Source organism: Yoonia sp. MH D7, from assembly GCF_054439475.1.
In genome coordinates, this window is sequence record NZ_JBTJCF010000001.1 from 655,068 (window position 1) to 680,490 (window position 25,423).

At 55.1% G+C, this 25,423-nt stretch carries 27 protein-coding genes; 14 read left to right on the forward strand and 13 right to left on the reverse strand.

The window, feature by feature from the left end; genetic code table 11:
- Positions 1 to 12 precede the first annotated feature (12 nt).
- The gene (gene cobT, locus ACXLHR_RS03190) at positions 13 to 1,887 is read right to left on the reverse strand and encodes a cobaltochelatase subunit CobT (protein ID WP_458790086.1); all 1,875 of its coding nucleotides are present in this window, start codon (positions 1,885 to 1,887) and stop codon (positions 13 to 15) included.
- Between the two features lie 75 nt (positions 1,888 to 1,962).
- On the reverse strand, positions 1,963 to 2,949 hold the full coding sequence (cobS, locus tag ACXLHR_RS03195) for a cobaltochelatase subunit CobS (RefSeq protein WP_458790087.1): 987 nt from the start codon (positions 2,947 to 2,949) through the stop codon (positions 1,963 to 1,965).
- 198 nt (positions 2,950 to 3,147) lie between these two features.
- On the opposite strand from cobS, the gene ACXLHR_RS03200 reads away from it, so the two are divergent.
- The 4 genes from ACXLHR_RS03200 to ACXLHR_RS03215 all read left to right on the forward strand — a co-directional run bounded on the left by ACXLHR_RS03200 (position 3,148) and on the right by ACXLHR_RS03215 (position 5,723).
- A complete protein-coding gene (locus tag ACXLHR_RS03200) occupies positions 3,148 to 3,693 on the forward strand; it encodes a sigma-70 family RNA polymerase sigma factor (RefSeq protein ID WP_458790088.1) in 546 nt (181 codons plus the stop codon).
- Positions 3,690 to 4,379 carry an anti-sigma factor gene (locus ACXLHR_RS03205; RefSeq protein WP_458790089.1) on the forward strand — a complete coding sequence of 230 codons (690 nt, stop codon included), beginning with the start codon at positions 3,690 to 3,692 and terminating at the stop codon, positions 4,377 to 4,379. The genes ACXLHR_RS03200 and ACXLHR_RS03205 overlap by 4 nt, the downstream gene beginning before the upstream one ends.
- A 174-nt stretch (positions 4,380 to 4,553) precedes the next feature.
- Entirely contained in the window at positions 4,554 to 5,012 is a 459-nt protein-coding gene (msrB, locus tag ACXLHR_RS03210) for a peptide-methionine (R)-S-oxide reductase MsrB (RefSeq protein ID WP_458792463.1), read from the forward strand.
- Positions 5,013 to 5,150: 138 nt separating this feature from the next.
- On the forward strand, positions 5,151 to 5,723 hold the full coding sequence (locus tag ACXLHR_RS03215; protein WP_458790090.1) for a hypothetical protein: 573 nt from the start codon (positions 5,151 to 5,153) through the stop codon (positions 5,721 to 5,723).
- Here ACXLHR_RS03215 and ACXLHR_RS03220 read toward each other — a convergent pair.
- On the reverse strand, positions 5,713 to 6,345 hold the full coding sequence (locus ACXLHR_RS03220) for a DnaJ domain-containing protein (protein ID WP_458790091.1): 633 nt from the start codon (positions 6,343 to 6,345) through the stop codon (positions 5,713 to 5,715). The genes ACXLHR_RS03215 and ACXLHR_RS03220 overlap by 11 nt on opposite strands.
- Before the next feature lie 79 nt (positions 6,346 to 6,424).
- Here ACXLHR_RS03220 and ACXLHR_RS03225 point away from each other — a divergent pair, with 79 nt between their 5' ends.
- On the forward strand, positions 6,425 to 6,679 hold the full coding sequence (locus tag ACXLHR_RS03225; RefSeq protein ID WP_458790092.1) for a BolA family protein: 255 nt from the start codon (positions 6,425 to 6,427) through the stop codon (positions 6,677 to 6,679).
- Here the strand turns inward: ACXLHR_RS03225 and ACXLHR_RS03230 are convergent, their stop codons facing one another.
- From ACXLHR_RS03230 to gatB, 3 genes are all read right to left on the reverse strand, one after another.
- Positions 6,680 to 7,105, reverse strand: coding sequence for a DUF4177 domain-containing protein (locus ACXLHR_RS03230; protein ID WP_458790093.1), 426 nt, complete (start codon positions 7,103 to 7,105; stop codon positions 6,680 to 6,682).
- A 127-nt stretch (positions 7,106 to 7,232) separates the two neighbouring features.
- A complete protein-coding gene (locus ACXLHR_RS03235) occupies positions 7,233 to 8,198 on the reverse strand; it encodes a CorA family divalent cation transporter (RefSeq protein WP_458790094.1) in 966 nt (321 codons plus the stop codon).
- 48 nt (positions 8,199 to 8,246) lie between these two features.
- Positions 8,247 to 9,758 carry an Asp-tRNA(Asn)/Glu-tRNA(Gln) amidotransferase subunit GatB gene (gene gatB / locus ACXLHR_RS03240; RefSeq protein ID WP_458790095.1) on the reverse strand — a complete coding sequence of 504 codons (1,512 nt, stop codon included), beginning with the start codon at positions 9,756 to 9,758 and terminating at the stop codon, positions 8,247 to 8,249.
- 124 nt (positions 9,759 to 9,882) lie between these two features.
- On the opposite strand from gatB, the gene ACXLHR_RS03245 reads away from it, so the two are divergent.
- Entirely contained in the window at positions 9,883 to 10,695 is an 813-nt protein-coding gene (locus ACXLHR_RS03245; RefSeq protein WP_458790096.1) for a transglycosylase SLT domain-containing protein, read from the forward strand.
- Here the strand turns inward: ACXLHR_RS03245 and pepN are convergent.
- Entirely contained in the window at positions 10,692 to 13,226 is a 2,535-nt protein-coding gene (gene pepN / locus ACXLHR_RS03250; protein WP_458790097.1) for an aminopeptidase N, read from the reverse strand. The genes ACXLHR_RS03245 and pepN overlap by 4 nt on opposite strands.
- A 96-nt stretch (positions 13,227 to 13,322) precedes the next feature.
- On the opposite strand from pepN, the gene ACXLHR_RS03255 reads away from it, so the two are divergent.
- Positions 13,323 to 13,535, forward strand: a complete 213-nt coding sequence (locus ACXLHR_RS03255) for a hypothetical protein (protein WP_458790098.1) — start codon at positions 13,323 to 13,325, stop codon at positions 13,533 to 13,535.
- A gap of 199 nt (positions 13,536 to 13,734) precedes the next feature.
- A complete protein-coding gene (locus tag ACXLHR_RS03260; protein ID WP_458790099.1) occupies positions 13,735 to 15,840 on the forward strand; it encodes a malate synthase G in 2,106 nt (701 codons plus the stop codon).
- A gap of 361 nt (positions 15,841 to 16,201) precedes the next feature.
- On the opposite strand, the gene ACXLHR_RS03265 is transcribed toward ACXLHR_RS03260, so the two are convergent.
- Positions 16,202 to 16,870 (reverse strand): Hint domain-containing protein, encoded by a 669-nt coding sequence (locus ACXLHR_RS03265; protein WP_458790100.1) that lies wholly within the window; start codon positions 16,868 to 16,870, stop codon positions 16,202 to 16,204.
- Positions 16,871 to 16,899: 29 nt separating this feature from the next.
- Complete coding sequence (locus tag ACXLHR_RS03270; protein WP_458790101.1) at positions 16,900 to 18,456, reverse strand: choice-of-anchor L domain-containing protein; 1,557 nt, start codon at positions 18,454 to 18,456, stop codon at positions 16,900 to 16,902.
- A gap of 422 nt (positions 18,457 to 18,878) precedes the next feature.
- Here ACXLHR_RS03270 and ACXLHR_RS03275 point away from each other — a divergent pair, with 422 nt between their 5' ends.
- The 5 genes from ACXLHR_RS03275 (at position 18,879) to ACXLHR_RS03295 (ending at position 22,149) form a co-directional block, all read left to right on the forward strand.
- On the forward strand, positions 18,879 to 19,499 hold the full coding sequence (locus ACXLHR_RS03275; protein WP_458790102.1) for an ATP-dependent Clp protease proteolytic subunit: 621 nt from the start codon (positions 18,879 to 18,881) through the stop codon (positions 19,497 to 19,499).
- A gap of 132 nt (positions 19,500 to 19,631) precedes the next feature.
- A complete protein-coding gene (gene clpX / locus ACXLHR_RS03280) occupies positions 19,632 to 20,903 on the forward strand; it encodes an ATP-dependent Clp protease ATP-binding subunit ClpX (protein WP_458790103.1) in 1,272 nt (423 codons plus the stop codon).
- A complete protein-coding gene (locus ACXLHR_RS03285) occupies positions 20,903 to 21,277 on the forward strand; it encodes a RidA family protein (RefSeq protein ID WP_458790104.1) in 375 nt (124 codons plus the stop codon). Before clpX ends, ACXLHR_RS03285 begins: the two co-directional genes overlap by 1 nt.
- A 61-nt stretch (positions 21,278 to 21,338) precedes the next feature.
- Positions 21,339 to 21,722, forward strand: coding sequence for an NADH:ubiquinone oxidoreductase subunit NDUFA12 (locus ACXLHR_RS03290; RefSeq protein ID WP_458790105.1), 384 nt, complete (start codon positions 21,339 to 21,341; stop codon positions 21,720 to 21,722).
- A gap of 70 nt (positions 21,723 to 21,792) precedes the next feature.
- Entirely contained in the window at positions 21,793 to 22,149 is a 357-nt protein-coding gene (locus ACXLHR_RS03295) for a DUF2155 domain-containing protein (RefSeq protein ID WP_458790106.1), read from the forward strand.
- Here the strand turns inward: ACXLHR_RS03295 and aat are convergent.
- The gene (aat, locus tag ACXLHR_RS03300; protein ID WP_458790107.1) at positions 22,113 to 22,754 is read right to left on the reverse strand and encodes a leucyl/phenylalanyl-tRNA--protein transferase; all 642 of its coding nucleotides are present in this window, start codon (positions 22,752 to 22,754) and stop codon (positions 22,113 to 22,115) included. The two genes, ACXLHR_RS03295 and aat, sit on opposite strands and share 37 nt — an antisense overlap.
- Positions 22,755 to 22,893: 139 nt before the next feature.
- Between aat and ACXLHR_RS03305 the strand changes: the two genes are divergently transcribed.
- Positions 22,894 to 23,112 carry a hypothetical protein gene (locus tag ACXLHR_RS03305; RefSeq protein WP_458790108.1) on the forward strand — a complete coding sequence of 73 codons (219 nt, stop codon included), beginning with the start codon at positions 22,894 to 22,896 and terminating at the stop codon, positions 23,110 to 23,112.
- On the opposite strand, the gene accC is transcribed toward ACXLHR_RS03305, so the two are convergent.
- The 3 genes from accC to ACXLHR_RS03320 form a co-directional block, all read right to left on the reverse strand.
- Positions 23,113 to 24,462, reverse strand: a complete 1,350-nt coding sequence (gene accC / locus ACXLHR_RS03310; protein WP_458790109.1) for an acetyl-CoA carboxylase biotin carboxylase subunit — start codon at positions 24,460 to 24,462, stop codon at positions 23,113 to 23,115.
- 10 nt (positions 24,463 to 24,472) lie between these two features.
- Complete coding sequence (gene accB, locus ACXLHR_RS03315; RefSeq protein ID WP_458790110.1) at positions 24,473 to 24,958, reverse strand: acetyl-CoA carboxylase biotin carboxyl carrier protein; 486 nt, start codon at positions 24,956 to 24,958, stop codon at positions 24,473 to 24,475.
- A gap of 139 nt (positions 24,959 to 25,097) precedes the next feature.
- On the reverse strand, positions 25,098 to 25,394 hold the full coding sequence (locus tag ACXLHR_RS03320) for a hypothetical protein (protein WP_458790111.1): 297 nt from the start codon (positions 25,392 to 25,394) through the stop codon (positions 25,098 to 25,100).
- Positions 25,395 to 25,423 lie beyond the last annotated feature (29 nt).

Genomic DNA, 25,423 nt, shown 5'->3' on the forward strand with positions numbered 1-25,423 from the left:
CTGTATGGAGGTTTATTTGATTTTGCGCATGCCCAAAACACGCGCTCGTTTACGCGGATCGGAATCGAACAGGCTGGCAAGTTGTTCGGTCATAGCACCCGCAAGTTGCTCTACGTCGGTGATCGTGACCGCACGGTCATAATAGCGGGTCACATCGTGGCCGATACCAATCGCGACCAGCTCGACGGCTTTGCGTTTTTCGACCATCGCAATCACATCGCGTAGGTGTTTTTCCAGATAATTGGCAGCGTTAACCGACAATGTGCTGTCGTCAACGGGTGCGCCATCAGAGATGACCATCAAAACCTTGCGCTGTTCGGGGCGGTTCACCACGCGGCGGTGCGCCCATTCCAGCGCCTCACCGTCGATGTTTTCTTTTAGCAAACCTTCTTTCATCATCAAGCCCAGATTAGGGCGGGCGCGACGCCACGGGGCGTCAGCGGATTTGTAGATGATGTGGCGCAGATCGTTCAAACGGCCAGGCGTGGCAGAGCGGCCATCGGCCAGCCATTTTTCGCGGCTTTGCCCGCCTTTCCATGCTTTTGTAGTAAAGCCCAGGATTTCGACTTTGACTGCGCAGCGTTCTAATGTGCGGGCCATGATGTCGGCGCAGATCGCGGCGATAGAAATCGGGCGACCACGCATCGAGCCGGAGTTATCAAGCAACAATGTCACCACAGTATCGCGGAACTCGGTGTCTTTTTCGACCTTGAACGACAGCGGCGTGGTCGGCGAGGCCACAACCCGCGCAAGGCGACCCGCGTCCAAGATACCCTCTTCGCGGTCAAACTCCCAAGAACGGTTCTGTTGCGCTTGCAACCGGCGCTGCAACTTGTTGGCAAGACGCGATACAGCACCTTTCAGCGGGTCAAGCTGCTGGTCAAGATAAGCGCGCAGGCGTTCTAGTTCGGCAGGTTCCGCCAAGTCTTCGGCACGGATTTCTTCATCAAAATCAGTGGTGTAGACGTTATAGTTCGGATCGGCATCAGAAACAGGGTGCGGCATCGGCGGGTCAAGCGGTGCTTCGCCGTCTGGCATTTCTGTCTCTTCGCCCATCTCGGCGTCAGCCTCGTCATCCATTGAAATCTGGGCTTCTGATGCGTCTTGCTGATCTTCTTGCGACTGTTCTGGTGCAGCCTCGGTGTCCTCACCGTCGCCGTCATCACCTGTGCTGTCGGGCTGTTCCTCGTCCTCTTCACCCGCCTCGGCCTGATCCTCTTGATCATCGTCGCCGCCATCGGGATCGTCACCCAATTGGTCGCCGTAGCCGAGATCGGCAATCATCTTGCGGGCAAATTTGGCAAAGGACTGCTGATCGCCAAGAAGGTCTTGCAACTCGCCCAAGGTATCGCCCGCATGGTCCTCGATAAAGCCGCGCCATAATTCCATGACGTTTTCGGCGCCTTTGGGTAGCGGGCGACCTGTGGCAAGATGGCGGATCAGGTAACCAGCCGCCGTGGCCAATGGCGCGTCGGCAGCTTGTGTGATCTGGTCGTAACCTTTTCGGCGGGCGTCATCGCTAATCTTTGCGTCGATATTGCCAGCGGTGCCGGGCATGTGGCGCGCGCCAACGGCCTCGATCCGCGCTGTTTCCATCGCCTCAAAAAGGTCCTTCGCCATCTGACCTTGCGGCATGTATTTGGCAGCGGTTTTGGCGTTGTGAAATTTGTGGCGTAGGGCAAATGCGTCCGCCGTGCCACGCGCCAGCAACACTTCGTCGCGGGTCATGCGGCGGCTGACTTGCGGCAGACGGATTGTCTCGGCGGTTTGACCCGCAGGATCGACCGAATAGCTGACCGTCAACTCGCCATCACCCGCCAAGACTTTGGTGGCCTCGGCGAGGGCTTTCTTAAACGGAACAGCTGGATTGTCTGATGGTTTGCTCATAACGGTCGCCTCATGGTCTCAAAATTTTCTAGAAAATTTTGGTGCCCCGAATTTTCTGAAAAACGCGGCACCCGCTTAGCCTAAGCTAAGGGATGCTGCGCTTTCAGGAAGTTCTTCGTCAAAACAGCGCTGATAGAATTCAGCAACTGTCTGACGCTCTAGCTCGTCACATTTGTTCAGGAATGACAGGCGGAATGCATAACCCACATCTTTGAAAATTCGCGCGTTTTCAGCCCATGCCAGCACGGTGCGCGGTGACATGACGGTCGACAGATCACCGTTCATAAATGCAGTGCGTGTCAGGTCAGCGACGGTGACCATCTGGCTGACGATCTTGCGGCCCTTATCGTTGTTATAATGTGCAGATTTTGCCAACACGATCGCGGTTTCGGCGTCGTGGCTGAGGTAGTTCAGCGTGGCGACAAGCGACCAACGGTCCATCTGCGCTTGGTTGATCTGCTGGGTGCCGTGGTAAAGGCCGGTTGTATCGCCAAGGCCAACAGTGTTCGCAGTTGCAAACAGACGGAAGTATTTGTTGGGTGTCAGAATCTGGTTTTGATCCATCAAAGTCAGCTTGCCGTCAGCCTCTAGCACGCGCTGGATCACAAACATCACGTCGGCGCGGCCTGCGTCATATTCGTCAAACACAATGGCGACAGGGTTGCGCAGGCACCACGGCAGGATACCTTCGTGAAATTCAGTCACCTGCACACCGTCGCGCAGTTTGATTGCATCTTTCCCGATCAGGTCGATCCGGCTGATATGGCTGTCGAGGTTCACGCGCACGGCTGGCCAGTTCAAACGTGCAGCGACCTGCTCGATGTGGCTGGATTTGCCTGTGCCGTGATACCCTTGGATCATCACACGGCGGTTATAGCCAAAGCCAGCAAGGATCGCCAAAGTCGTGTCAGGATCGAACTTATAGGTACTGTCGATATCAGGCACGCGTTCGGACCGCTCGGCAAAGCCTTTGATTTTCATGTCACTATCAATGCCAAACAGGTCACGGATAGAAATGTCCTCGGTTGGTACTGCGTTAATGTCGATCATGTTGTCGGCCATGTGTAGGCGCCTTCCTAAAGTCGTGGGCTAATCGCGTCTGTATTGATGCTGTTTGGATGCAACATAACCTCTGAAGCTGCAAGGGGAAGGGGGCTTGATAGCTTCGTCAATATTTTCACGGGTCTGCGCAGTTCACGAGGGCGGTTGCGTTAATTTCAGATCCTGTCAAAATAACACATCTTTAATTTTCGAGGTGTCATGGCTGAAATTACCGACATTGAAAGTTTTATCGCAAAATGCGCCTTGGGCGACCGCGATGCCTTTTCGCAGCTTTATTCTGCAACCTCGGCGAAACTCTTTGGCGTATGCCTGCGTGTGTTAGGTAACCGCGCAGAGGCAGAGGACGCCTTACAAGATGTATTTGTGAAAATTTGGCGGAATGCGGACCGCTACCAAGTCAACGGATTAAGTCCGATGACGTGGCTGATTACCATCGCGCGTAACTTGTCGATTGATAAGTTGCGGGCGCGTAAAACGGCGCAGGGCGCAGGGCTGGACGAGGCAAGCGACCTGCCGAGTGCCGTACCCGGACCCGAGGCGCTTGCGATGGCATCGTCTGACCGCGTGCAAATCGTGGCCTGCATGGCCGAGCTCGACCCTGACAAATCGGACGCGGTACGCCGCGCCTATTTGGAGGGTGAAACATATCAAGAGCTGGCAGAGCGTTACGCTGTGCCACTCAACACCGTTCGGACGTGGCTACGCCGCAGTTTGATAAAATTGAAAGAGTGTTTGTCGCGATGACCGATGACAACGACACACAAGAGGGCTCTGTCCTCGCTGCCGAGTATGTTCTAGGGCTTTTGACCCCGGGCGAAGCATTGGCATTTGAAGACGTGCTTTCGGTGGACCCCGAGATGCGCGACCATTTTGCCACGTGGTCCGAAAGTCTGGTATCGCTGACGGATGATATCGCACCTGTGACGCCGCCGCCTGCAGTAAAGGGTCGTATCCTTGCGGCGTTGTTTGGCGTCCCTGAAAAACGGTCGTTCATGTCCAGATTCGGTCTGTTTGGTCCGGTGTTGGGTGGCCTCGCGGCCGCAGCTGTCGTGCTCGTTACGTTGAACCAAACCGGTTTCTTGCGTGAGGCATCGCCAAGCTATGTTGCCGAAATCGCAGCAGAAGACGCAAGCCTGATCGTTCAAGCCAGTTTCGATCCCGCAGACAACACGTTGCAAATGACCCGCACCACCGGCACCGCGCTTGAGGGCCGCTCGCAGGAACTTTGGCTGATTGTGGGGGATGATGCGCCGGTATCGCTCGGTGTTTGGCCGCAAGGGCAGGACGCAGCAACGCTCACTGTGTCTGCGGAGCTCTCGCAGCTTATGGCGGGCGGGGTTCTTGCGATCACCGACGAACCCTTGGGCGGATCTCCGTCAGGTGCGCCGACCGGTGATTTGCTTGCTGCGGGACCTGTGACACTGCTTTAGACAAGTGAAACTATTTAGCGCCATTGCGCGTGTCTTAGGTGTCAGACGCAAGAAACAACGCGTCTTTTTTCGATAACGCGATTTCACATGCGCGTGCGTTTCCCTGAAACATCTATTCTTGGGGCGACGCAAACCGTAGATTGCACCTTAGTACTTGAATGGAGAATGATTATGATGAACCGTCGCACATTTACGCTCGCCGCATTGGCAAGTGCCGTAGCCCCCGCCGCGTTACGCGCTGAAACCTTTGAAATAACTCGCACCGACGCGGAATGGAAAGCTATGCTGACCGACCTAGAATACCAGGTCATGCGCGAAGAGTCGACCGAACGAGCAGGCTCATCACCGCTGGATAAAATCTATAGCGCAGGCACTTACCAGTGTCGGGGTTGTGATTTGCCGCTCTATGACGCTGCCACCAAATACGACAGCGGCACAGGCTGGCCCAGCTTTTACCAAAGCCTGCCTTCCTCAGTTGGTACAAAAGATGACCGCAGCCTGTTTTCCGTGCGTACCGAAGTACATTGCCGCCGTTGTGGCAGCCACTTAGGGCACATTTTTGACGATGGCCCGGAACCTACAGGCAAACGCCACTGCCTGAATGGTGCAAGTCTGGTATTTGTCGCCGCCTGAACCACCTGACTGACGTTCTGCATAACCCTTGCGTTCCCTTCGGATCGCAGGGGTTTCGTATGTCCAGAATGGCGCTAATGGCTTTTGCACCTGTGAACAGCCGCTATTGGCGGCGAAAGCGAAACAATGATTTTCTTAATGGGTAGTCGGCAGCGCGATCCGATTATGTTAGGTCGGTTTACCATGCTTGCCATATTTAATCCTTTATTACGCCTTTATCGCCGCCTGCGCCTGACTCCGGGCGAGCAAAGCATACTGCTGGCGTTTTTTGGTGTCGGTTTATTCGGCGCGGTCATGGCTGTGAATGTGATGATGACATTGGGCGGTGTTGCTGCCTCGATGACGCCGTTTTCAGCCTATGATTACTGGATAATTTTGTCGGGCGCGGTTGGTGCCTGCATAGGACTATTTGGCGGGCGCGACTGGTTGGGGCATAGCGGCGCGCGCGGTGCCATGAAGGCAGCGATCGGTATGCTGTGGATCAGTTTCATGGGTGGTTTGGTCGGCGGATCACTCGCATTGCCACTTTATGGCACGATGTTCGGCCCATTCACGCTGTTTGTCTCGCTTTTCTCGGCGCCTTTTCTAGCATTATTCTGGGGATGCATTTTAATTGCAGCCCATTTGCTTTTGAAAATATGGCGAAACGAGCGGGACAGCATTTTTAATGCTGCCCCCACTGAGCGCGGGTTTCAAAAAGTCAGTCTTTGAAACTCCGGCTGTTTTTGATCTGGTCCCATGCCCAGACAACTTCGTTCAACTGGTCTTCCTGACTCCGGTCCCCGCCGTTCATATCGGGATGCAGTACCTTAATCAGCGACTTATAGGCCTTGCGAATCTCTGGCTTGGTCCAGTTGTCCTTGGCATCGAGAACCTCGATCGCGCGACGCTCGGGTGCTGGCAGGCGTCGGCCAGCAGCAGGGCCCTTACCGGGGTTCTGGGTCGCATTATCACCCAACACCTGATGCGGATCATCAACGCCCAAACGCGCCCATGCGCGCTGCTCTTCTGACTTTTTACCAAACGGCTTGGTCGGGCGGTCCCAAACACGATCCTGATCCATCTGGGCTGCGATTTCGGCCTCTGAAGTGGTATTAAAAAAATTCCATTTCAAGTTGTATTCGCGCACATGCTGCTGACAGAACCAGAAATAGTCGTCCATCACATCGGGCGATTTCGGCGCGCGAAACTTGCCCGCGTCCTCACAGCCATCGTGGTCACAGACCCGCGTAGATGTCTCGGATGCACCTGACATACCACGCCGACCGCGCGGGTTTTTCTTCTTGGAGGACGACACAGACATGTCAAAACCGAAGGGGTCATTTTTTTTCATTTGTGCTCAATACCTTTCGTGTTCGGCCAATAGACTTTAAGCTAGTTACAGTCAGATAGAAGGGGGCAAAGTGAAAATAATGGGGCTGGACATTGAGATAAAAGCGGCGTTGCAGGCTAATTTCGCCATAAACGCACTAGAAGTGATCAACGAGAGCGCAAAACATGCGGGTCATGCGGGTGATGATGGCACGGGGGAAAGCCATTGGCGCATCGTGATTGCCGCGCCAGAGTTCGCCGCAATGACGCGGATCGCCCGCCACCGCGCAATTCATAGCGCGTTGGGAACGGGTATCATCGGGCGCATACACGCGCTTGCAATTGAGGCGCGGTAGTTATCCTGCGGCAATCTGTGGATCAGGGCGATCAGGAACAACGTCAAGCGGCTTTGGCGTAACTTTTGGTGCTTCAACCACGGGCGGGGCATTAACCACTGGCGAGGTTGCGGCTAAGGGCGAGGCTGTGACCACGGGCGGGGCTGCGTGCGCGGCTTCGACCCGCAGGGGGGCGGTCTCGACTTTCGCTTCCACCACTTCACGGCGAAACACCAACATATTCTGGTAGGTCGTAATACGCCCTGTCAGACCCGAACGTTCCTCGGATGGCAAAGTATCGGTGCGCTGATATTCCCAGCCGCCCGCTGCCTGCTCGTTCATGGTCGTTTGTAGAACATGCGCAAAGCGGTCTTGCGTTGTTTTAAGACCTTTGGTCTTCACAACCCGTTTTGGAGCAGGCACGACTTTGTATTCAAACTGCGGCATCAGATATTCCTAATTATGTTGGGCTACTTGTAGCAAGAGAACCGCGTAAATCCAAGGTTTCGCGTAATTTTTGAGATTTTGCTATGGTGAGTGGTGACAAGAGGCCTCGCGCCGAAATCTGGTAGAGCTAAAGCCAGCGTAGTGCCCGAAAAATCAACAAGACCGCAATACCGATCACCGTGCATCCGACCGCCACAACCGCAAACCCGAAATTTGAATGGATCAACGGCATGCCGCCCACATTGATTCCAAACAGTCCCGTCAAAAAACCCAGCGGCAAAAAGATCGCAGCGATAATTGACAAAACATAGGTGTTACGCCCCAAGGACGTTGCGGCCTGCATATCCAGATGCTCTTGGATCGCCGATAACCTGTCGGCCGTCGCATCCAGTTCCTCGATCGTGCGCTGGTTGCGGTTGACCGTATCACGCAGGTAGGTCGTGTTGATCTCGTCATGCGGCCAGACATCGCCCGCGGCCAGTGTCATCAATGCCTCCGATTGCGGTCGCACAAAGCGGCGCAGTTTGATCAGTTTCAGGCGCAAATCCGGTAGCTTGCTCAGGTCTTGTTTGATGGGACTAAAGGCCTGTTCTTCCAGTTCATCGGCATCCTCTTCCAGCGCGAGCGACACAGTCTCGATGCGTTTGGTCAACGCAAATGCCAGCGCCGCAAGAAACGCCGCGATATTTGGTGGCGCTTTACCTGCGTCAATATCTGCGCGGATGGTATCGACAGCGAAAATTTTATACTTGCGCGTAGATACGATCAAACCGTCGGCCACCCAAAGGCGGATGGACACCATATCCTCCACATCCGCGCCAGGGTTCAGGTTCACGCCGCGCAGGTTCAGCAACATCCCCTCCGGCGTTGCATCACAGCGTGGACGGGTTTCCGATTGCAACAACGCTTTCGCCGCGATGCGAGGCAGATGGCTCTCGGCCCAATCGGTAAACGCAGGGTCATTCAGATCAAAATGTAGCCACCGATATGCCGCCACAGTTTCAATGCCCGCCCATGACGAGCCGACAGGCTGCACCGCACCATCAGTGCTGATATCATAAGCGCAAATCGGGGTTATGGTACGATCTGCCATGCTTGGTAACCTTAACAGTGTAGGATGGAATTTAATCCACCCTTTTGATTATAAAGCAAGTTTTGCCGCAACCAGTTCATTGACCATGGCGGGATTAGCCTTGCCACCCGTTGCTTTCATCACCTGACCGACAAACCAGCCTGCCAGTTTTGGATTGGCTTTTGCCTTCTCGACTTGCGCAGGGTTGGCCGCGATAATTTCATCCACAGCCGCTTCAATCGCGCCCGTATCTGTCACCTGCGTCATGCCTTCGGTCTCAACAATCTCGGTGGGGTCGCGGTCTTGTGTGTAGGCAATGTCAAACACGTCCTTGGCAATCTTGCCCGAAATCGCATCGGATTTGATCAACGACACAATCTGACCAATGCGCGCGGCTGAAATCGGGCTGTCAGCGATATCCTTTTCGTCTTTTTTCAAACGGCCAAACAACTCGTTGATCACCCAGTTCGCCGCCAGCTTGCCATCGGCACCAGAGGCGACCGCCTCAAAATACGCGGCATTCTCAACGTCTGCGGTCAAGACACTTGCATCATAGTCGGACAAGCCAAAATCACTGATAAACCTTGCCTTTTTCGCATCTGGCAACTCGGGCAAAGCGGCCGCAATATCGTCAACCCACGCCTGCTCAATGACCAAAGGCAGCAAATCGGGATCGGGGAAGTAACGATAATCATGCGCCTCTTCTTTCGACCGCATCGAGCGCGTTTCGTTCTTATCGGGATCGTAAAGCCGCGTCTCTTGCACAACCTCTTTCCCGTCCTCGATCAAGGCAATCTGGCGCCGCGCCTCCACATCAATCGCGGCTTGAATAAAGCGCATCGAGTTCATGTTTTTGATTTCGCAGCGGGTGCCAAGGTGGCTAAAGTCCTGCGTCGCCTGATATTTCTCGTATTGGCCTGGGCGGCAGATCGACACGTTCACATCGGCGCGCAAATTGCCGTTCTGCATGTTGCCGTCACATGTGCCAAGGTAGCGTAAAATCTGGCGCAGCTTGACCACATATGCCGCCGCTTCCTCAGGTCCGCGAATATCAGGTTTTGACACAATCTCCATCAAGGCCACGCCCGTGCGGTTCAGGTCCACAAACGACATGTTCGGGTCCATATCGTGGATCGATTTTCCGGCATCCTGCTCTAGGTGAATTCGCTCGATCCGCACCAAGCGCGCTTCGCCATTGCCCATCTCGACCAACACTTCACCTTCGCCCACGATGGGATAGTAAAGCTGTGAAATCTGATAGCCTTGCGGCAAATCGGGATAGAAATAGTTCTTGCGGTCAAATGCCGAATTCAAGTTGATCTGTGCTTTCAACCCAAGACCCGTGCGCACCGCATAAGCCACGCATTCCTCGTTGATCACGGGCAACATGCCGGGCATGCCCGCATCCACAAAGGCCACATTGCTGTTGGGTTCCGCGCCGAACTGTGTCGAGGCCCCAGAAAACAATTTCGCCTTGGTCGCGACCTGCGCGTGGACCTCAAGGCCGATCACAATTTCCCAGTCGTGCTGCGCCCCTGCGATGACTTTGGGGGTCGGTGACGTGTAGGTGATGTCTAGCATTGGGCAAACTCCGCGCGTTATGTCATGGGCGGTTCTATGCCAGTCAGGGCTGCGCGGCAAGACGGGCGCACATCGTTTTGCTTGCCAGATAGGGGCTTTTACGCGCAGATTACCGCTTATGATGATGCTCAAAACAATCCTGGGGGGGATTTTGGCCGGAAGTATCGCAAGCGCGGCCGTTGCCGATCCTGCGAACCGACCAATATCTCGCGATGATGCCGCACAGATCCACGCGCAAGAAAAGCTTGCCACTTTGGCTGCATTTCGCGTCGTGGCGCGCCCCGACCACATGATCCGGTACCCTGTGCAGGTTGTAACATCTGCGCCAACCATGCGGCCACAGGCCCGCGACCGCTTTGTGCCGCGCACGCGCTGGGATGCGAATGGCGGCTCAAAGATCTGGACGCGCACTGCGATGGCGGCTGTCGGGTCTGATGGCGCAGGCCTCGATTCGGTGGTACCACGCGATATTGCAACATGGTGTCCGGCATATGCCGATAATTCATCCGAGATGCGTAGCGCCTTTTGGGTCGGTATGATGTCGGCGCTTTCCAAACATGAAAGCACCTATAACCCGCGGGCGGTTGGAGGAGGCGGGCGCTGGTTCGGGCTTTTGCAAATTTATCCTGATACGGCGCGTCGCTACGGCTGTCGTGCAACGACGGGCGAGGGGCTTATGAACCCTGTCGATAATCTGTCTTGTGCTGCGCGTATCATGGCCGTGACCGTGAAACGTGACCGCGCCGTGGCTCTGCGCGATAGTCGCTGGCGTGGCGTAGCGGCCGATTGGGGGCCGATGACCAAACCGGGCATGATTGCAGAAATGTCAAACTGGACCGCACGCCAATCCTATTGCCAACCTGTGCGCAACACCCGCCCGCAGGCCCGCCCAAACACATCTGCCTGGACGGTTACGGCGTCGACCAAAGGGTTTTAACCCAAGATTCGCGTGATAATCTCGGTGGTGTCGCGGCTAAGCCCCCGCGTCGCCAAAATCCGCTGCATCGCGCCTAGCATCTGCTCTTGGCGGGCAGAGCTAAACTGGGTCCATGTTTCGAAATGCGTCGCCATTCGCGCGGTGGTTTGCGGGTTCATCGGGTCCAGCTTGATCAAGCAATCCGCCAGAAACTCATAGCCCGACCCGTCAGGCGCATGGAACCCCGCAGGATTATTCGCCAATGCGCCAATCACCGAGCGGAACCTGTTGGGGTTTTTCCAGTCAAATTTATCATGGGCAATCAGTGTCTTGGCGATAGCCACGGCATATTCGGGCGCCGCACAAGCAACCTGCATCCCAAACCATTTATCCATCACCAAACGATCATGTGACCATTGCGCCTCAAACGCCGCAAGCTCTGGCACACCCGCACCAATCACCAATAACGCACCCAAAGCGGCCTGTTGCTGGGTCATGTTATTCGCCTGTTTGAACTGAGCCGCCGCTTGATGGCCGCCATCGATGCGACTGATATAGCCAAGCATACGGTTGCCCAAAGCCCGTTTTGCCGCGTCATGCGGGTTTGGATCATAGCTGCCATCAACCACCATACCCGCATAGATACGCGGCATAAGATCCTGAAGGTGCTGGGCAATATGTAGGCGCAAGGCCTCATGTGCATGATGAATATCCAGCGGCTCGGGCACGCCGCCACCGTCGACAATCGCTTGGGCTGTGTCGGCCTCGGACGGCAACGACAGCGCCAGCGCACGAAATGCAGGGTCAAGATCGTCATCCCGCAACATCGCGCCTAACCCATCGAGCACCGCTAGCTCAGGGCTTGCGCCCGCGACCATACGGCACAGCAAATCACTGACCAAACGATGCCCCGCATCCCAGCGGTTGAACAGATCAGTATCATGCGCCAGCAAGACGGCGCGCTCTGCATCCGATTGCGCATGATGCACAATCACTGGCGCAGTGTAATCGCGCAGCACCGACAAAATTGGCCGCTCCGCAATTCCGTCAAAGCTGAAACTTTGCTCGCGCTGTGTCAGCTCGACCAGTTGCGACGCCAAAATCTCGCGACCATCCTGCGCCAACAGTCCAAACAGCACGGGAATAACCTGTGGCTCTTTCGGACTATCATCCGGTGTCGCGGGCAAGTCCTGCCGTAATGTCAGCGTATATGTCTCACCCTCATGCGCCTCGCTTACATGCAAATGCGGTGTGCCTGCTTGGGAATACCAGCGACTGAACTGCGTCAAATCGCGTCCGGTCACATCCTCGAACGCGGCGAGCCAATCGTCGATCGTTGCGGCCTCGCCGTCATGGCGGTCAAAATACAGCGTACAGGCGGCGCCGTAAGCATCATCGCCAACAATCCGCTTCAACATACCAATGACCTCGGCACCCTTTTCATAGACCGTAGCGGTATAAAAATTGTTGATCTCAACAAAACTCGCGGGCCGCACAGGATGCGCCAACGGCCCGCGATCCTCTGGATATTGCCCCGCGCGCATCTCGCGCGCATCCTCGATCCGCTTGATCGCATGACCGCGCATGTCGCCGGTAAACTGCTGGTCGCGAAACACAGTCAGCCCTTCTTTCAGGCAAAGCTGAAACCAATCGCGGCAGGTGATCCGGTTGCCGGTCCAGTTGTGAAAATACTCATGGGCAATGATCGCTTCTATCCGTTCATAGTTTGTGTCCGACGCCGTGGCAGGGGACGCCAAAACACAACTGGAGTTGAAAATGTTCAGTCCCTTGTTCTCCATCGCGCCCATATTGAAGTCATCAACCGCAACAATGTTGAATATGTCCAAGTCGTATTCGCGCTCGTAAACCTGCTCGTCCCACTCCATCGACGCCTTCAACGCGGTCATGCCAAACGCACACTTGTCCTCGTCACCCTTACGGACATAAATATTCAGCGCCACATCAACGCCCGACATTGTGGTGAAAGTATCCGAATGCGCGACCAGATCGCCCGCCACGAGTGCAAACAAATACGCAGGCTTTGGCCAGGGATCATGCCATTCGCCATGCGCCACCTCGTTACCATTTGATAACAACACAGGCAGGTCGCTTTCGATCTTGACGGTAAACACCGCCATTACGTCAGGACGGTCGGGATAATAAGTGATCTTGCGAAACCCCTCGGCTTCGCATTGGGTGCAAAACATGCCGCCAGACATATATAACCCTTCAAGGGCCGTATTGCGGGCGGGAGAGATCTCGACCTCGCATTCCCAGATAAATGGCGCGTCCGGGACGTCGCACCGCAAGCCGCCCGCGACAAGCTCTGGCAACACAACTTCCCCGTCAACACGCACCGAGATTAGCTTCAGGTCTTCGCCATGCAAAAAGAAATCCCGCGTCTTCGCTGCGGGGTTTGGACGAAATGCAATCTTCGAGATCACCCGCGTGGCATCGCCGTCCAGCTTAAACACCAGATGCACCGTGTCGATTAAATAGGCAGGCACGGTATAATCAGCCATATAAATAGTTTGCGCCGCAGAGTCGGTCATGGGAAAACCCTTCAAATTGAACCAATTTCAGTCTCGTAGGTTATCGGAATATGACAGGGTCCGCAAAGACCCGCTAATTTGCCGAAGGAGACCTAAATGTCCGCGCCAAACACAAACACAGAAATCAAAAAACAACGCCGCTCGCCCTCAGTCGTCGGCATCAGCGTCGCTGTCGTTTTTGCAGTGGTCTTATTGGCATTGTTCACGATCTGGACAGTTAACAAAGGCGGCACACCCGAAGGCGCAGACGCGCAAGTTGACGGTCGCACTGGCGTCATAGAAGAAGTCGAAGAGACACCTTTAAACTAGATTTCAGACGCGATTTGGAACGCTGGACAGGCGCTGAAGGAGCGGCTGTTTACGTATGTTTTCCCCTCTTTATGCGGGCTGGAACATCGATTAATGTGGAATTCGGCAAGGCATCTAGTTGCGTTTGACAGGTTTTTCACCTAGCAATCAGCGCAATAAAATCTGTGTACAACAGTGTACCGCGCTTTGGGATAATCACATGTCGAACCGAATTGAAAAACATGGGCTGCAAGTGGACCACCGCTTGGTTACATTCTTGGAAACTATGGCATTGCCCGAGACGGGGGTTACGCCTGACGCATTCTGGGCAGGGTTCTCTGATCTGGTGCATAAGATGGGCCCGCGCAATCTGAGCTTGTTGCAAAAGCGTGAAGAAATTCAAGAAAAAGTCGACGCATGGCACGTGGCCAATCGTGGGGCTGACGCCGAATCCTATCAGGCGTTCCTGCACGAAATCGGGTATTTGGTCCCCGAAGGCCCTGATTTTACAATTGATACGTTGAACGTCGACCCCGAAATTGCGACGATCCCCGGCCCGCAACTGGTGGTGCCAATTACCAATGCACGCTTTGCACTGAACGCGGCAAACGCCCGCTGGGGCAGCCTTTATGATGCGCTTTACGGCACCGACGCGCTGGGCAGCTTGCCTACGGGCAAGGGATATGACGCAGGCCGTGGTGCGCAGGTCATCGCTTGGGGGCGCACACATCTCGATGCGGTGGCGCCTTTGGCAACGGGCTCTTGGACCGAAGTTGACATGGATGATCTGACGCTGGCTGACCCCGCGCAGTTTGTTGGTACAGCGACACGCGGCGACGTGGCCGTGACTGCACTGCGCGTCAACGGCCTACTCATCGAAATTCATGTCGATCGCTCAAGCCAGATCGGCGGACAGGACAAAGCAGGGATTTCGGACATTGTGATTGAATCCGCCATGTCCGCGATCATGGACTGTGAAGACAGCGTCGCGGCTGTGGACGCCGAAGACAAGATCGTGGCCTACAGCAACTGGCTAGGCTTGATGAAAGGCGATTTGGCACAAGAGGTCACCAAAGGCGGTAAATCCTTTAACCGCGTGCTGCACGAGGACCGCACATATAATACCGAAAACGGGCCATTGGTCGCCAAGGGTCGCTCGTTGATGCTGGTGCGCAACGTGGGTCATCTGATGACCAACCCCGCGATTTTGGACAGCAACGGCCAAGATGTCTTTGAGGGGCTGATGGACGCGATGATTACGACGTTGATCGCAATGCATGACCTCGCGCGTGACGGCGGCAATTCGGTGCACGGGTCGGTTTATGTCGTTAAACCGAAAATGCACGGTCCCGAGGAAGTGGCCTTTGCGGTCGATATCTTCGACATGGTCGAGGACGTGCTGGGCTTGCCACGCAATACTGTAAAGCTCGGTATTATGGACGAAGAACGCCGTACTTCTGCGAACCTGAAAGAATGTATTCGGGCCGCAAAATCGCGGGTGGCCTTCATCAATACAGGCTTCCTTGATCGCACAGGTGATGAAATCCACACCAGCATGGAAGCAGGGCCGATGGTGCCAAAGGGCGAGATGAAGCACTTGCCGTGGATCACGTCCTATGAGGATCGTAATGTCGATATTGGTCTGGCCTGCGGCTTGCAAGGCAAGGCACAGATCGGCAAGGGCATGTGGGCAATGCCGGATTTGATGGCGGATATGCTGGAAACCAAAATCGGGCATCCGCTAGCTGGCGCAAATTGCGCCTGGGTGCCAAGCCCGACAGCGGCAACCCTGCACGCCACGCACTACCACAAAGTTGACGTGCTGGCGCGTCAGGAAGAGATCAAAGCAGGCGGCGCGCGTGGCACACTGGATGATCTTTTGACAATTCCTGTGGCTGAAAATCCTGATTGGTCACAAGAGCTTATCACCACAGAACTCGAAAACAATGCCCAAGGTATTTTGGGCTATGTAGTGCGCTGGATCGATCACGGCGTTGGCTGTTCAAAAGTGCCTGACGTGCATGACGTGGGCCTGATGGAAGACCGCGCAACATGCCGGATTTCCAGTCAGGCGCTAGCAAACTGGTTACACCACGACATAGTTTCCGAAGCCCAAATAATGACCGCAATGCAGAAAATGGCTGCTGTTGTAGACCGCCAAAACGCGGAGGATCAGTCCTACCGCCCGATGGCGCCAGACTTCAGCGGGATCGCATTTCAAGCGGCCTGTGATCTGGTTTTTCAAGGTCGCGTGCAACCATCAGGCTACACCGAGCCAGTCCTGCATCGCCGTCGACTGGAGCTGAAAGCACAGCGAAACCATTAATAGCGATGGCTTAAAATCCATCCTACAACAGACATCCAAGCCGTAGCAGAGGTGAACTTTGCTGCGGCTTTTCTTATTTATTGCTGCGGGACAGGCATCTCTTGGTATAGCTCAAAGCTGTCGGTGTGGTCTGCTATGGGCCTCGCGCTGGGCGTTTGAAGTAGAGTACAACTGTCAGATTCCGCTGTCTTTTTTGCGTCTTGCCGACGTCTTGCCCGCGTCTTCCAATTTTAATAGCGAGCGGTTTTCTTCAGAGAGCTTAATGACCTGTGTTAGGTGGGGTTGGTATGCCTTGTGAAAGTCCTGCGGTGGGGCCGCGGCGCGCTGGAAGGGCCGAGCGGAGCATTTCACAGGTTGCGGCCTACCTCACCAGCAGGTCACTTTCGTGTGCTTTCAGGCAGCGCCTTGCTGTTTGGCCGTAGCCAGTCGGGTTGCTGCGCAGTTGCGGGAAGAGTTCAAAGAGTTCGTCGCGTGCAGGATCGCTGATGGCTGCGAGGCCCAATTCACCGGGGTGGAAGCTTTCGGTGGCGGCGCCTTCTGCGTAGACCACTTCGTGTTCGTCAAACATCATGTGGATGTAGGTCACGGTGCCGCCGGTTTCGCGGGTGACGTGAATGCCGTCGACCAAGTGCTTGGCGGATACCAGCACTTCGCTTTCGCCAAAGAGCAGTTCCGCGCGGTAGCCATGGAACAGCATCCGGTGTTGTGGTGAAACTAGCAGGTCGCGGTCCTGACCTATCACTGCGCCCGGTCGGATCCGGATTGGTGCAAAGCTGTCGGTGGCGGGGACGGTGCGCTGCTGGATCCAACGGATTGGTTGCAGCCCGTGGTCGCGTGTCACCACCAGATCGCCCACACGCAGTGTCGCGATGTCGCGCGCGCCGCGTGGCGTTGCGATGCGTGCGCCCGGTGTGAAGCAGATGATGTATTCGATTTCGGAATAGGTAAGGAGCGTGCCGTCATCCATCGTCACGGACCCGCTAAAGGTCTCGTTGCCGCTTGCGTTGATCCCGTCGCTGTTTTTGACCAATGTTGAGAGATCAGAGAGTTTTCCAAGTTTCAGTGTGTCCCCTTTGGGGATTCGTCGTCGTTGCCGCCGGCGATAGTAATTGCGCTGGTTGTGGTGTCGCCAAATTCGCTGGCGTTGAACGTGTCATTGCCTGCGCCGCCGTAGATGTTGTCGCCGTTGAAGAACGTGATGTCATCGTCGCCAATGCCTGCGTCGATTATATCGGCGCCAAGCCCGCCGTCGATGGTGTCGTTGCCTGACCCGCCAAAGATCAGGTCGTCGCCTGAGCCGCCATAAATCTGATCGTTGCCTGACCCGCCAACGATCATGTCGTTGCCGTTGCCGCCAAACACGGTATCGTCGCCGCTGCCTGCATTGACGAAGTCGTTGCCGTTACCTGCGTCAATTGTATCGTCGCCCAAGCCGGAAGTGACCTGGTCGTTGCCGTCGCCTGCAGTAATGCTGTCGTTGTTTGACCCGTCGCTGTGATCGCTGTTGTCGATTTTGTCGCCCTGCGGGTCGCCGGTATATGACGTGTTGATCACGTCATCGCCTGCGCCGCCTTCAACAATGTAGTTCAGCGGTGTATCTTTAACGGTGTTCACTGTGACAAAACCTACGTCGGTATTGCCCGCGCCGTCGATCACTGCGTAGGTGAATGTTTGGGAACCGATATCGCCATCGTTTTTGATGGTGATTGTGCCGTCAGCATTCAACGTGATGGATTCGCCTGTTGGCACGGTGACGGTTTGCCCGACAACAATCGATATTCCGTTGATTTCGGTGATCGTCAGGCCAGAGTTGGTAGAATCAGTATCGTTGTCCAAGACGTCGACGATGATCTGGGTGTTTGCCTCCATGGTGACGTTATCGTCAAATGCCAGTGCGATGGTTTGGATGGAATTGGCAGAGATCAGCACGTTCGTATCGTACAAGCTGTCGCCGCTATCGGCCAATGCGATAACCATAGTGTTTGGCTCGCCCGAGATCACAGGTGCTTTGATCGACAAGGTGACCGTCAGCCCGTCCATCTCGGTATTATAGGTGTCAGCGCTGCGCGGGTTGTCCAAGTAGAGGTTGGATGCATTTGTGCTATTGATCGTGTCGATCGAGACCAGATCGTTGTCTGCGGGGGTAAACGGGACGTAGGAGCCGTTGACCCAGACGCCGAATGCGTCATTCACGCCGCCGTTCACATATTCAAGGTATTCTTCCGACGAAAAGACGAATTGCATCGTGATATAGTCACCCGTTGGGGTGAAGTTGATTTTCAGGACCACCGCATCCTTGGTGGCTTGTCCGGTGATCGCGTCCAGTGGGGAATAGCCCGCGCCATTGTTGTTGGTTGATGTGCTGGCGGAGGTGTTGGTGTTTGTTGAGCCGGAACTGTTGGTAAAGTCGGCGACCTTCCCTGTGGACAGGATAACGCCCGAATCCGAGGGGGCGATACTGCCGAGCGTTGTGTTCGCGCCCGTGTAAATGCCCGATTGCACGTCTTGTCCTGTGATCGTTGCAGAGTTCACCACGGTGCCTTGACCAAAGATATTCTGGGCCAAAGCTGTTGCCGAAGCCGTGTTGTTGATGGTCAGTTCTCGTGCGGTTGGCATGATCGGTCCTTGTTACGCGTGGTCGGCATGTGATTGGGTACAGGCCATATTTTTAACACTTTTATCCGGAGTGGGGCAGTCGAGCCGCCAAAGTGCGGACTTATCTAAGATCATGGTTTACGAGGGATGAATGTTTGAAATGCGATGTGGTTGTGTTCATTTTGTGCCGCTGAGGCCGATTTTGAGGCCAGATCACCAAAATGTGTCGCTGGCGGGGCAATTGTGGCGAAACGAACATGATTGGCGGTTTTGGGTAGGTGGATGCGCAGGGCGGGGGTGATTTGACGCTGTTTGCACCGCAAGTAATTGCGTCGGATTTTAGCAATTAACCAAACCGACCTTGTAGCCATTGTCTGTGGCTACTAAGACTCTGTCAGGAATTTCCGTATAGGACGTCAGTGTCCAATAGTGAGGCAAACAATATGCAAGACCCAGTTGAAACCTATATGAACCTTGTCCCGATGGTTGTGGAACAGACAGCCCGCGGCGAGCGTGCCTATGATATTTTCTCGCGTTTGTTGAAAGAGCGTATTATTTTCGTAAATGGCCCGATCCATGACGGCATGAGCCAGCTGGTTGTAGCACAGTTGCTGCATCTTGAGGCCGAGAACCCGAAAAAAGAAATCAGCATGTATATCAATAGCCCTGGTGGCGCGGTGCATGCGGGCATGAGTATTTACGATACAATGCAGTATATCCGGCCCAAGGTGTCGACGCTGATCTGCGGTATGGCGGCGTCTATGGGGTCTGTGATCGCGGTTGGTGGTGAGAAGGGGATGCGGTTCTCGTTGCCCAATTCCGAAGTGATGGTGCATCAGCCATCCGGTGGTTCACAGGGTAAAGCGTCTGATATGCTGATCACAGCCCGTCACATCGAGCGCACACGCGAGCGGTTCTATAATCTTTATGTCAAACATACCGGCCAATCGAAGAAGAACGTCGAAAAAGCGTTGGATCGCGATACATGGATGACGGCAGAAGAGGCCAAAGAGTGGGGTCACATCGACGAGATCGTGGCCAACCGTGCGAAGATTGAAGACTAAGATAAACACCTTGTTAAAGTGACTGTGCGATGGGTCATTTTGACATTGAAGCCAGATGCGGGCTGCCTTAGGTTAGATCAAAGGCAGTCCAAACACAGTTAATACATGGCAAAATGCCAAGAGGTTTGAAATATGGCGACGACAACCGGCACCGACAGCAAGAACACACTATACTGTAGTTTTTGTGGCAAAAGTCAGCACGAAGTGCGCAAGCTGATTGCGGGGCCAACAGTGTTTATCTGCGATGAATGTGTTGAGCTTTGCATGGATATCATCCGTGAAGAGACCAAATCTGCGGGTCTGAAGGCGGGCGAAGGCGTGCCAACACCAAGCGAGATTTGTGCGGTGCTGGATGATTATGTGATCGGCCAGGTGCATGCCAAGCGCGTGTTGTCGGTGGCTGTGCATAACCATTACAAACGGTTGAACCACGCGGATAAGTCCGACATCGAATTGTCGAAATCCAACATCATGCTGATCGGGCCGACTGGTTGCGGTAAAACGCTGCTGGCTCAGACACTTGCGCGCATTCTGGATGTGCCGTTTACCATGGCGGATGCGACCACACTGACCGAAGCGGGTTATGTGGGTGAAGATGTCGAGAACATCATTTTGAAGCTGTTGCAGGCGTCTGAATATAACGTCGAGCGCGCGCAGCGCGGCATTGTTTATATTGATGAAGTCGATAAAATTACCCGCAAGTCTGACAACCCTTCGATTACCCGTGACGTATCGGGCGAGGGTGTGCAGCAGGCGTTGTTGAAGATCATGGAAGGCACGGTTGCGTCCGTGCCGCCGCAGGGTGGTCGTAAGCATCCGCAGCAGGAATTTTTGCAGGTTGATACCACGAACATCCTGTTCATCTGTGGTGGTGCGTTTGCGGGTCTGGACAAGATTATTGCCGCGCGTGGCAAAGGTGGCGGCATGGGCTTTGGCGCGGCTGTTAAAGATGTTGACGAGCGTGGTGTCGGCGAGATTTTCAACGATCTGGAGCCGGAAGATTTGTTGAAGTTTGGTCTGATCCCTGAATTTGTGGGTCGTTTGCCAGTTTTGGCGACGCTGACCGACTTGGATGAAGATGCGCTTGTAACGATTCTCTCTAAGCCGAAAAATGCGCTTGTGAAGCAGTACCAACGCCTGTTTGAGTTGGAAAATGCCAAGCTGACGTTCACTGATGATGCGCTGGTGGCGATTGCGAAACGTGCGATTGACCGTAAAACCGGTGCGCGTGGTTTGCGCTCGATCATGGAAGATATCCTGCTGGATACCATGTTTGACCTTCCGGGCATGGATACCGTTACAGAAGTTGTGGTGAATGAGGAGGCGGTTGGGCCAGATGCGCAACCCTTGATGATCCACGACGAGAGCAAGGCCAAGAAGAAAGCGCCAGCGACCGCAAGCTGATGTCGATTAAGCGCATTCATTCTGGCGGCGTTTTCGAGCCGAAAATTGGATATTGCCGCGCCGTGGTTGCGGGCGGCTTTATTCATGTTTCGGGAACCGTGGCGGGGCCTGATGTGCCTGATGATGTCGTGGCGCAGTGTGCGTCTGCGCTGGCGATTATTGGCAAGGCGCTGACCGAGGCCGGTGGATCGTTTGCGGACGCGGTGCGTGTGACGTATGTTTTGCCTGATCCCGCTGATTTTGAGGCCTGTTGGCCGGTATTATCTGCGACATTTGGAGAAAATCCGCCTGCGGCGATGATGATTTCTGCAAAGCTGATAGATCCGAAGTATAAGATTGAAATTGAACTGACAGCACTGGCCCCAAAGGCATAGCGCACTGGACCTTTACCTATGTTTAGGTCAATACGAAGTTAGCAGCGGCAAGGAGATATCCATGGGCCTTTTGAACACAGTTAAGCGCATTTTCACATGGTGGGATGGTCAGACATTCGGCACGCAACTTTGGACATGGCGTAATGGACGCAAGGTCGGGGCAGATGCGCAGGGCAATGTATTTTACCGCACTGCGGATGACAGCCGTCGGTGGGTGATTTTTAACGGTCCAATCGAGGCAAGCCGTATTGACCCTGACTGGCACGGCTGGTTGCACCGCACATGGGATGAGCCGCCAACAGACAAGCCGCTGGTTCACCGCACGTGGGAAAAGCCGCACCAAGAAAACTTGACCGGCACTGCCGCAGCCTATGCGCCGCCGGGGTCGTTGCGGCGCGCGACACCTGCTGCGCGCGATGATTACGAAGCGTGGTCACCCGAATAACCGGCGTGATTGCGGTATCTTGCCAGATGGTTTGGTGCGGATATTCTGTGACAAGGAAAACGGCTGCGTGATGAGAAAAACCTTATTGATTGCAGCGCTTTGTTTTGCGCAAAGCGCGAGCGCCCAGCAAGCAGGCGAGGCGACAGCGGGCGTGGTACGTGTGTTGGATAAGGTCACGGGTGCTGTGACGGACCTGCGCTTGTCGGCGGGCGAAACTGCTACGTTGGGCCATTTATCGGTGACGTTAGAAGAATGCCGCTATCCGACAGCAAACCCCAATGGCGATGCGTTTACCAAATTGACGGTGGTATACCGCGATCTGGTAGAGCCGATTTTTCGCGGCTGGATGATCGCTTCGGCGCCTGCGCTCAATGCGATGGAGCATCCGCGTTACGATGTTTGGGCGTTGCGCTGTATCACGTCGTAAGGCGTTGAGATTTCCTTGAATTTGTTAAAATCGGCACGGTGTTTGAGGGCATTTTCGAGCTTTGCCTGGTAGCTTGCGCGTGGGATTTCGATTGCGCCAAGACTGGTGAGGTGCGGCGTGATGAACTGCGTGTCGAGCAGGGTAAAGCCGCAGCGGCGTAACCTGTCTACCAGATAGGCGAGCGCGGTTTTAGATGCGTTTGGCACTATGCTGAACATGCTTTCGCCAAAGAATGCCCCGCCGATTGCAACACCGTAAGCCCCGCCGACGAGTTTGCCGTTTTGCCAGACTTCGACGGAATGCGCGTCGCCGCTGTGATGGAGTGCGCGGTACAGTTCAAAGATGGTGCCGTTGATCCAAGTTTCATCGCGGTCGGCGCAGCCTGTGACGACCTCGGCGAAAGCTGTGTCAAAGGTGACTTCACATTCCCATTTACGCAGCGTTTTGGCATGGCTGCGTGAAATGCGGAATGAATCAAGGGGCAGGATGCCGCGTTGCTCTGGGTCGACCCAGAATATTTCGGGGTCTTCACTGCTTTCGGACATGGGGAAGACCCCCACGCGGTAGGCTTGCAGTAGCAGTTCGGGCGTGAGGTCGTTGGTCATATTTTGTAATCATTTGTGGTTAATTTGGTTTAGGGTAGGCCAGTCTGCGCGGGACGGGTAGGTGCAATGCGGGTGTGGACGTGGGTTTCTTGGTTTTTTGTGGATTTTTCTGACGCTGCGTTATGCGAGCGGATTGATAATGTTTTGCATCCTGCGCGGCAAAATAGGGGCAGAGGATTGCGGTGAAGGGCGTGCCTTCGTTGCCGCAATGGAGTTGATCGCGGGCAGTTTGAGTTATGATGTTGATGTGGAATTGGGAGGAGTATTGCACAGGATGACCGCGTTGCTGTGGACGGCTATTTACGTGAATAGGCAAAAGCGTCGCGCCACCTGTGCAGTGCGGTTGCGCGACGTTTGATCAAGCGTAGAAGTTTTGTTCGAGCCAGTGCTCTAACCAGTGGATGTTGTAGTCACCTGACTGGATCTCGTTCTCGGCCAAGAGGGCGTGGAACAGTGGGATTGTCGTATCGACACCATCGACGATCAACTCGCCCAAGGCGCGGCCCAGACGTGCCAGTGCTTCGGGGCGATCACGTCCGTGGACGATCAATTTGCCGATCAAGCTGTCGTAGTAGGGCGGAATCCGGTACCCGTCGTAAAGCGCGCTATCCATCCGCACGCCGAGACCGCCGGGCGCGTGGTACTGCGTGATTGTTCCGGGGCAGGGCGAGAAGTTTGGCAGTTTCTCGGCGTTGATCCGCACTTCAATCGCGTGGCCGTTGATTTTCAGGTCGTCTTGCGTGAACGACATTGGCAAACCGGATGCGACGCGCAGTTGTTCGCGGACGAGATCGACGCCGAAGATGCTTTCGGTGACGGGGTGTTCGACTTGCAGGCGCGTGTTCATTTCGATGAAGTAGAATTCATCGTTCTCAAAAAGGAACTCGATTGTGCCAGCACCGATGTAGTTGATCCGTGCACAAGCGTCCGCGCAGACTTTGCCGATTTTGGCGCGCAGGGCGGGCGTGATTGTCGGGCCGGGTGCTTCTTCGAATACCTTTTGGTGACGCCGTTGCAGCGAGCAGTCACGTTCGCCCAAGTGGACGCAGTTGCCTTTGCCGTCGCCGAAAACCTGAATTTCGATGTGGCGTGGCGTGGTCAGGTATTTTTCGATGTAGACTTCGTCGTTGCCGAAATTTGATTTGCCTTCAGCGCGGGCGGATAGGAATGCCCGTTCCATTTCGGCCTCGTTTTTGGCAACTTTCATGCCTTTGCCGCCGCCGCCTGCTGTCGCTTTGATGATGACGGGGTAGCCGATATCAAGGCCGACTTGTTTTGCGTCGGCCACGGACGCGACGCCGCCTTCAGACCCTGGAACGCATGGCACGCCGAGGGCTTTCATCGTGTCTTTGGCGCTGATTTTGTCGCCCATGATCCGGATATGTTCGGCTGTCGGGCCGATAAAGGTCAGCCCGTGATCTTCGACCGCTTGCACGAATGCCGCGTTTTCAGACAGGAAACCGTAGCCCGGATGGATCGCTTGCGCGCCTGTGATTTCACACGCCGAGATGATTGCGGGAAACGACAGGTAGGATTGCGTAGAGGCCGGTGGGCCGATGCAAATCGCTTCGTCGGCCATGCGCACGTGCATTGCGTCGCTGTCGGCGGTGGAATGTACCGCGACGGACTTTACGCCCATCTCGCGGCATGCGCGCACAACCCGCAGCGCGATTTCGCCACGGTTTGCGATGAGGATTTTGTCGAACATAAGTGCAGCCCTATTCGATGATCGCGAGAGGTGCGCCGAACTCTACGGCACCGCCGTCTTCGACCAAAATGCGTTTCACGGTGCCTGCGCGTGGGGCAGGGATGTGGTTCATTGTTTTCATGGCTTCGATGATCAGCAGTGTGTCGCCTTCTTTTACGACTGTGCCGACGGAGATGAACGCGGCAGCACCCGGCTCGGCAGCCATATAGACGGTGCCGACCATGGGCGATGTCACGGCGCCCGGGTGCGAGGATGGGTCCGCATTTACTGGCGCTGCTGCGGTTGCCGGTGCGCTTGCGGCCGGTGCGGCAGCCGCGACAGGGCTTGCTGTAGGTTGCATGATAACTTGTGTGTGGCGGCTGACGCGCACATTCAAGCTATCGTCGTCGCCGTATTGACGTTTGACGTGCAATTCGGTCAGGTCATTTTCGCGCAGCAGTTCTGCCAGCGACTTGATAAAGCTGACGTCGCTATCGTGAGAGGTCGTTTTAGTCATATTTTCCTCGGCCCGTTGCCTAAACATTTGTCCAGCAACGCGTTTGTGTTGATAGATTTGTAAGACTTATAGGGTACGAGTGGCCGCGTGGGAAGTCGCAGGCGCGAGGAAAATGCCGATGGGTCAGTTTGGACGGAAATCAAGCGGTGCGGTGCACCTGTTTTTCGTCGGTATCAACGTAGGGCAGGATGACGGTGTCATAGGGTTTGAGGGTGCGCGCAATGCCGTCAGGCGGGGCTTTGCCGTCTTTTAGCGCGTTAATATGCGCCTCGCTGACCGCGCCAATAAGGCCAAGCCCTGTTGGGGTGGCGGCATTGAGTGTGTGTTCGGGTTCTGGCATTTGCATGGTGGGAATTGAGGGGGCCGCCCCGTTTTCTATGGTTTTAGATGGGGTTGGGGCGGCCGCTGGGGTGCGCAGCGAGATTTCCATTTGCATACTCCGGTTTCGATAAGGTTAAGATCCAG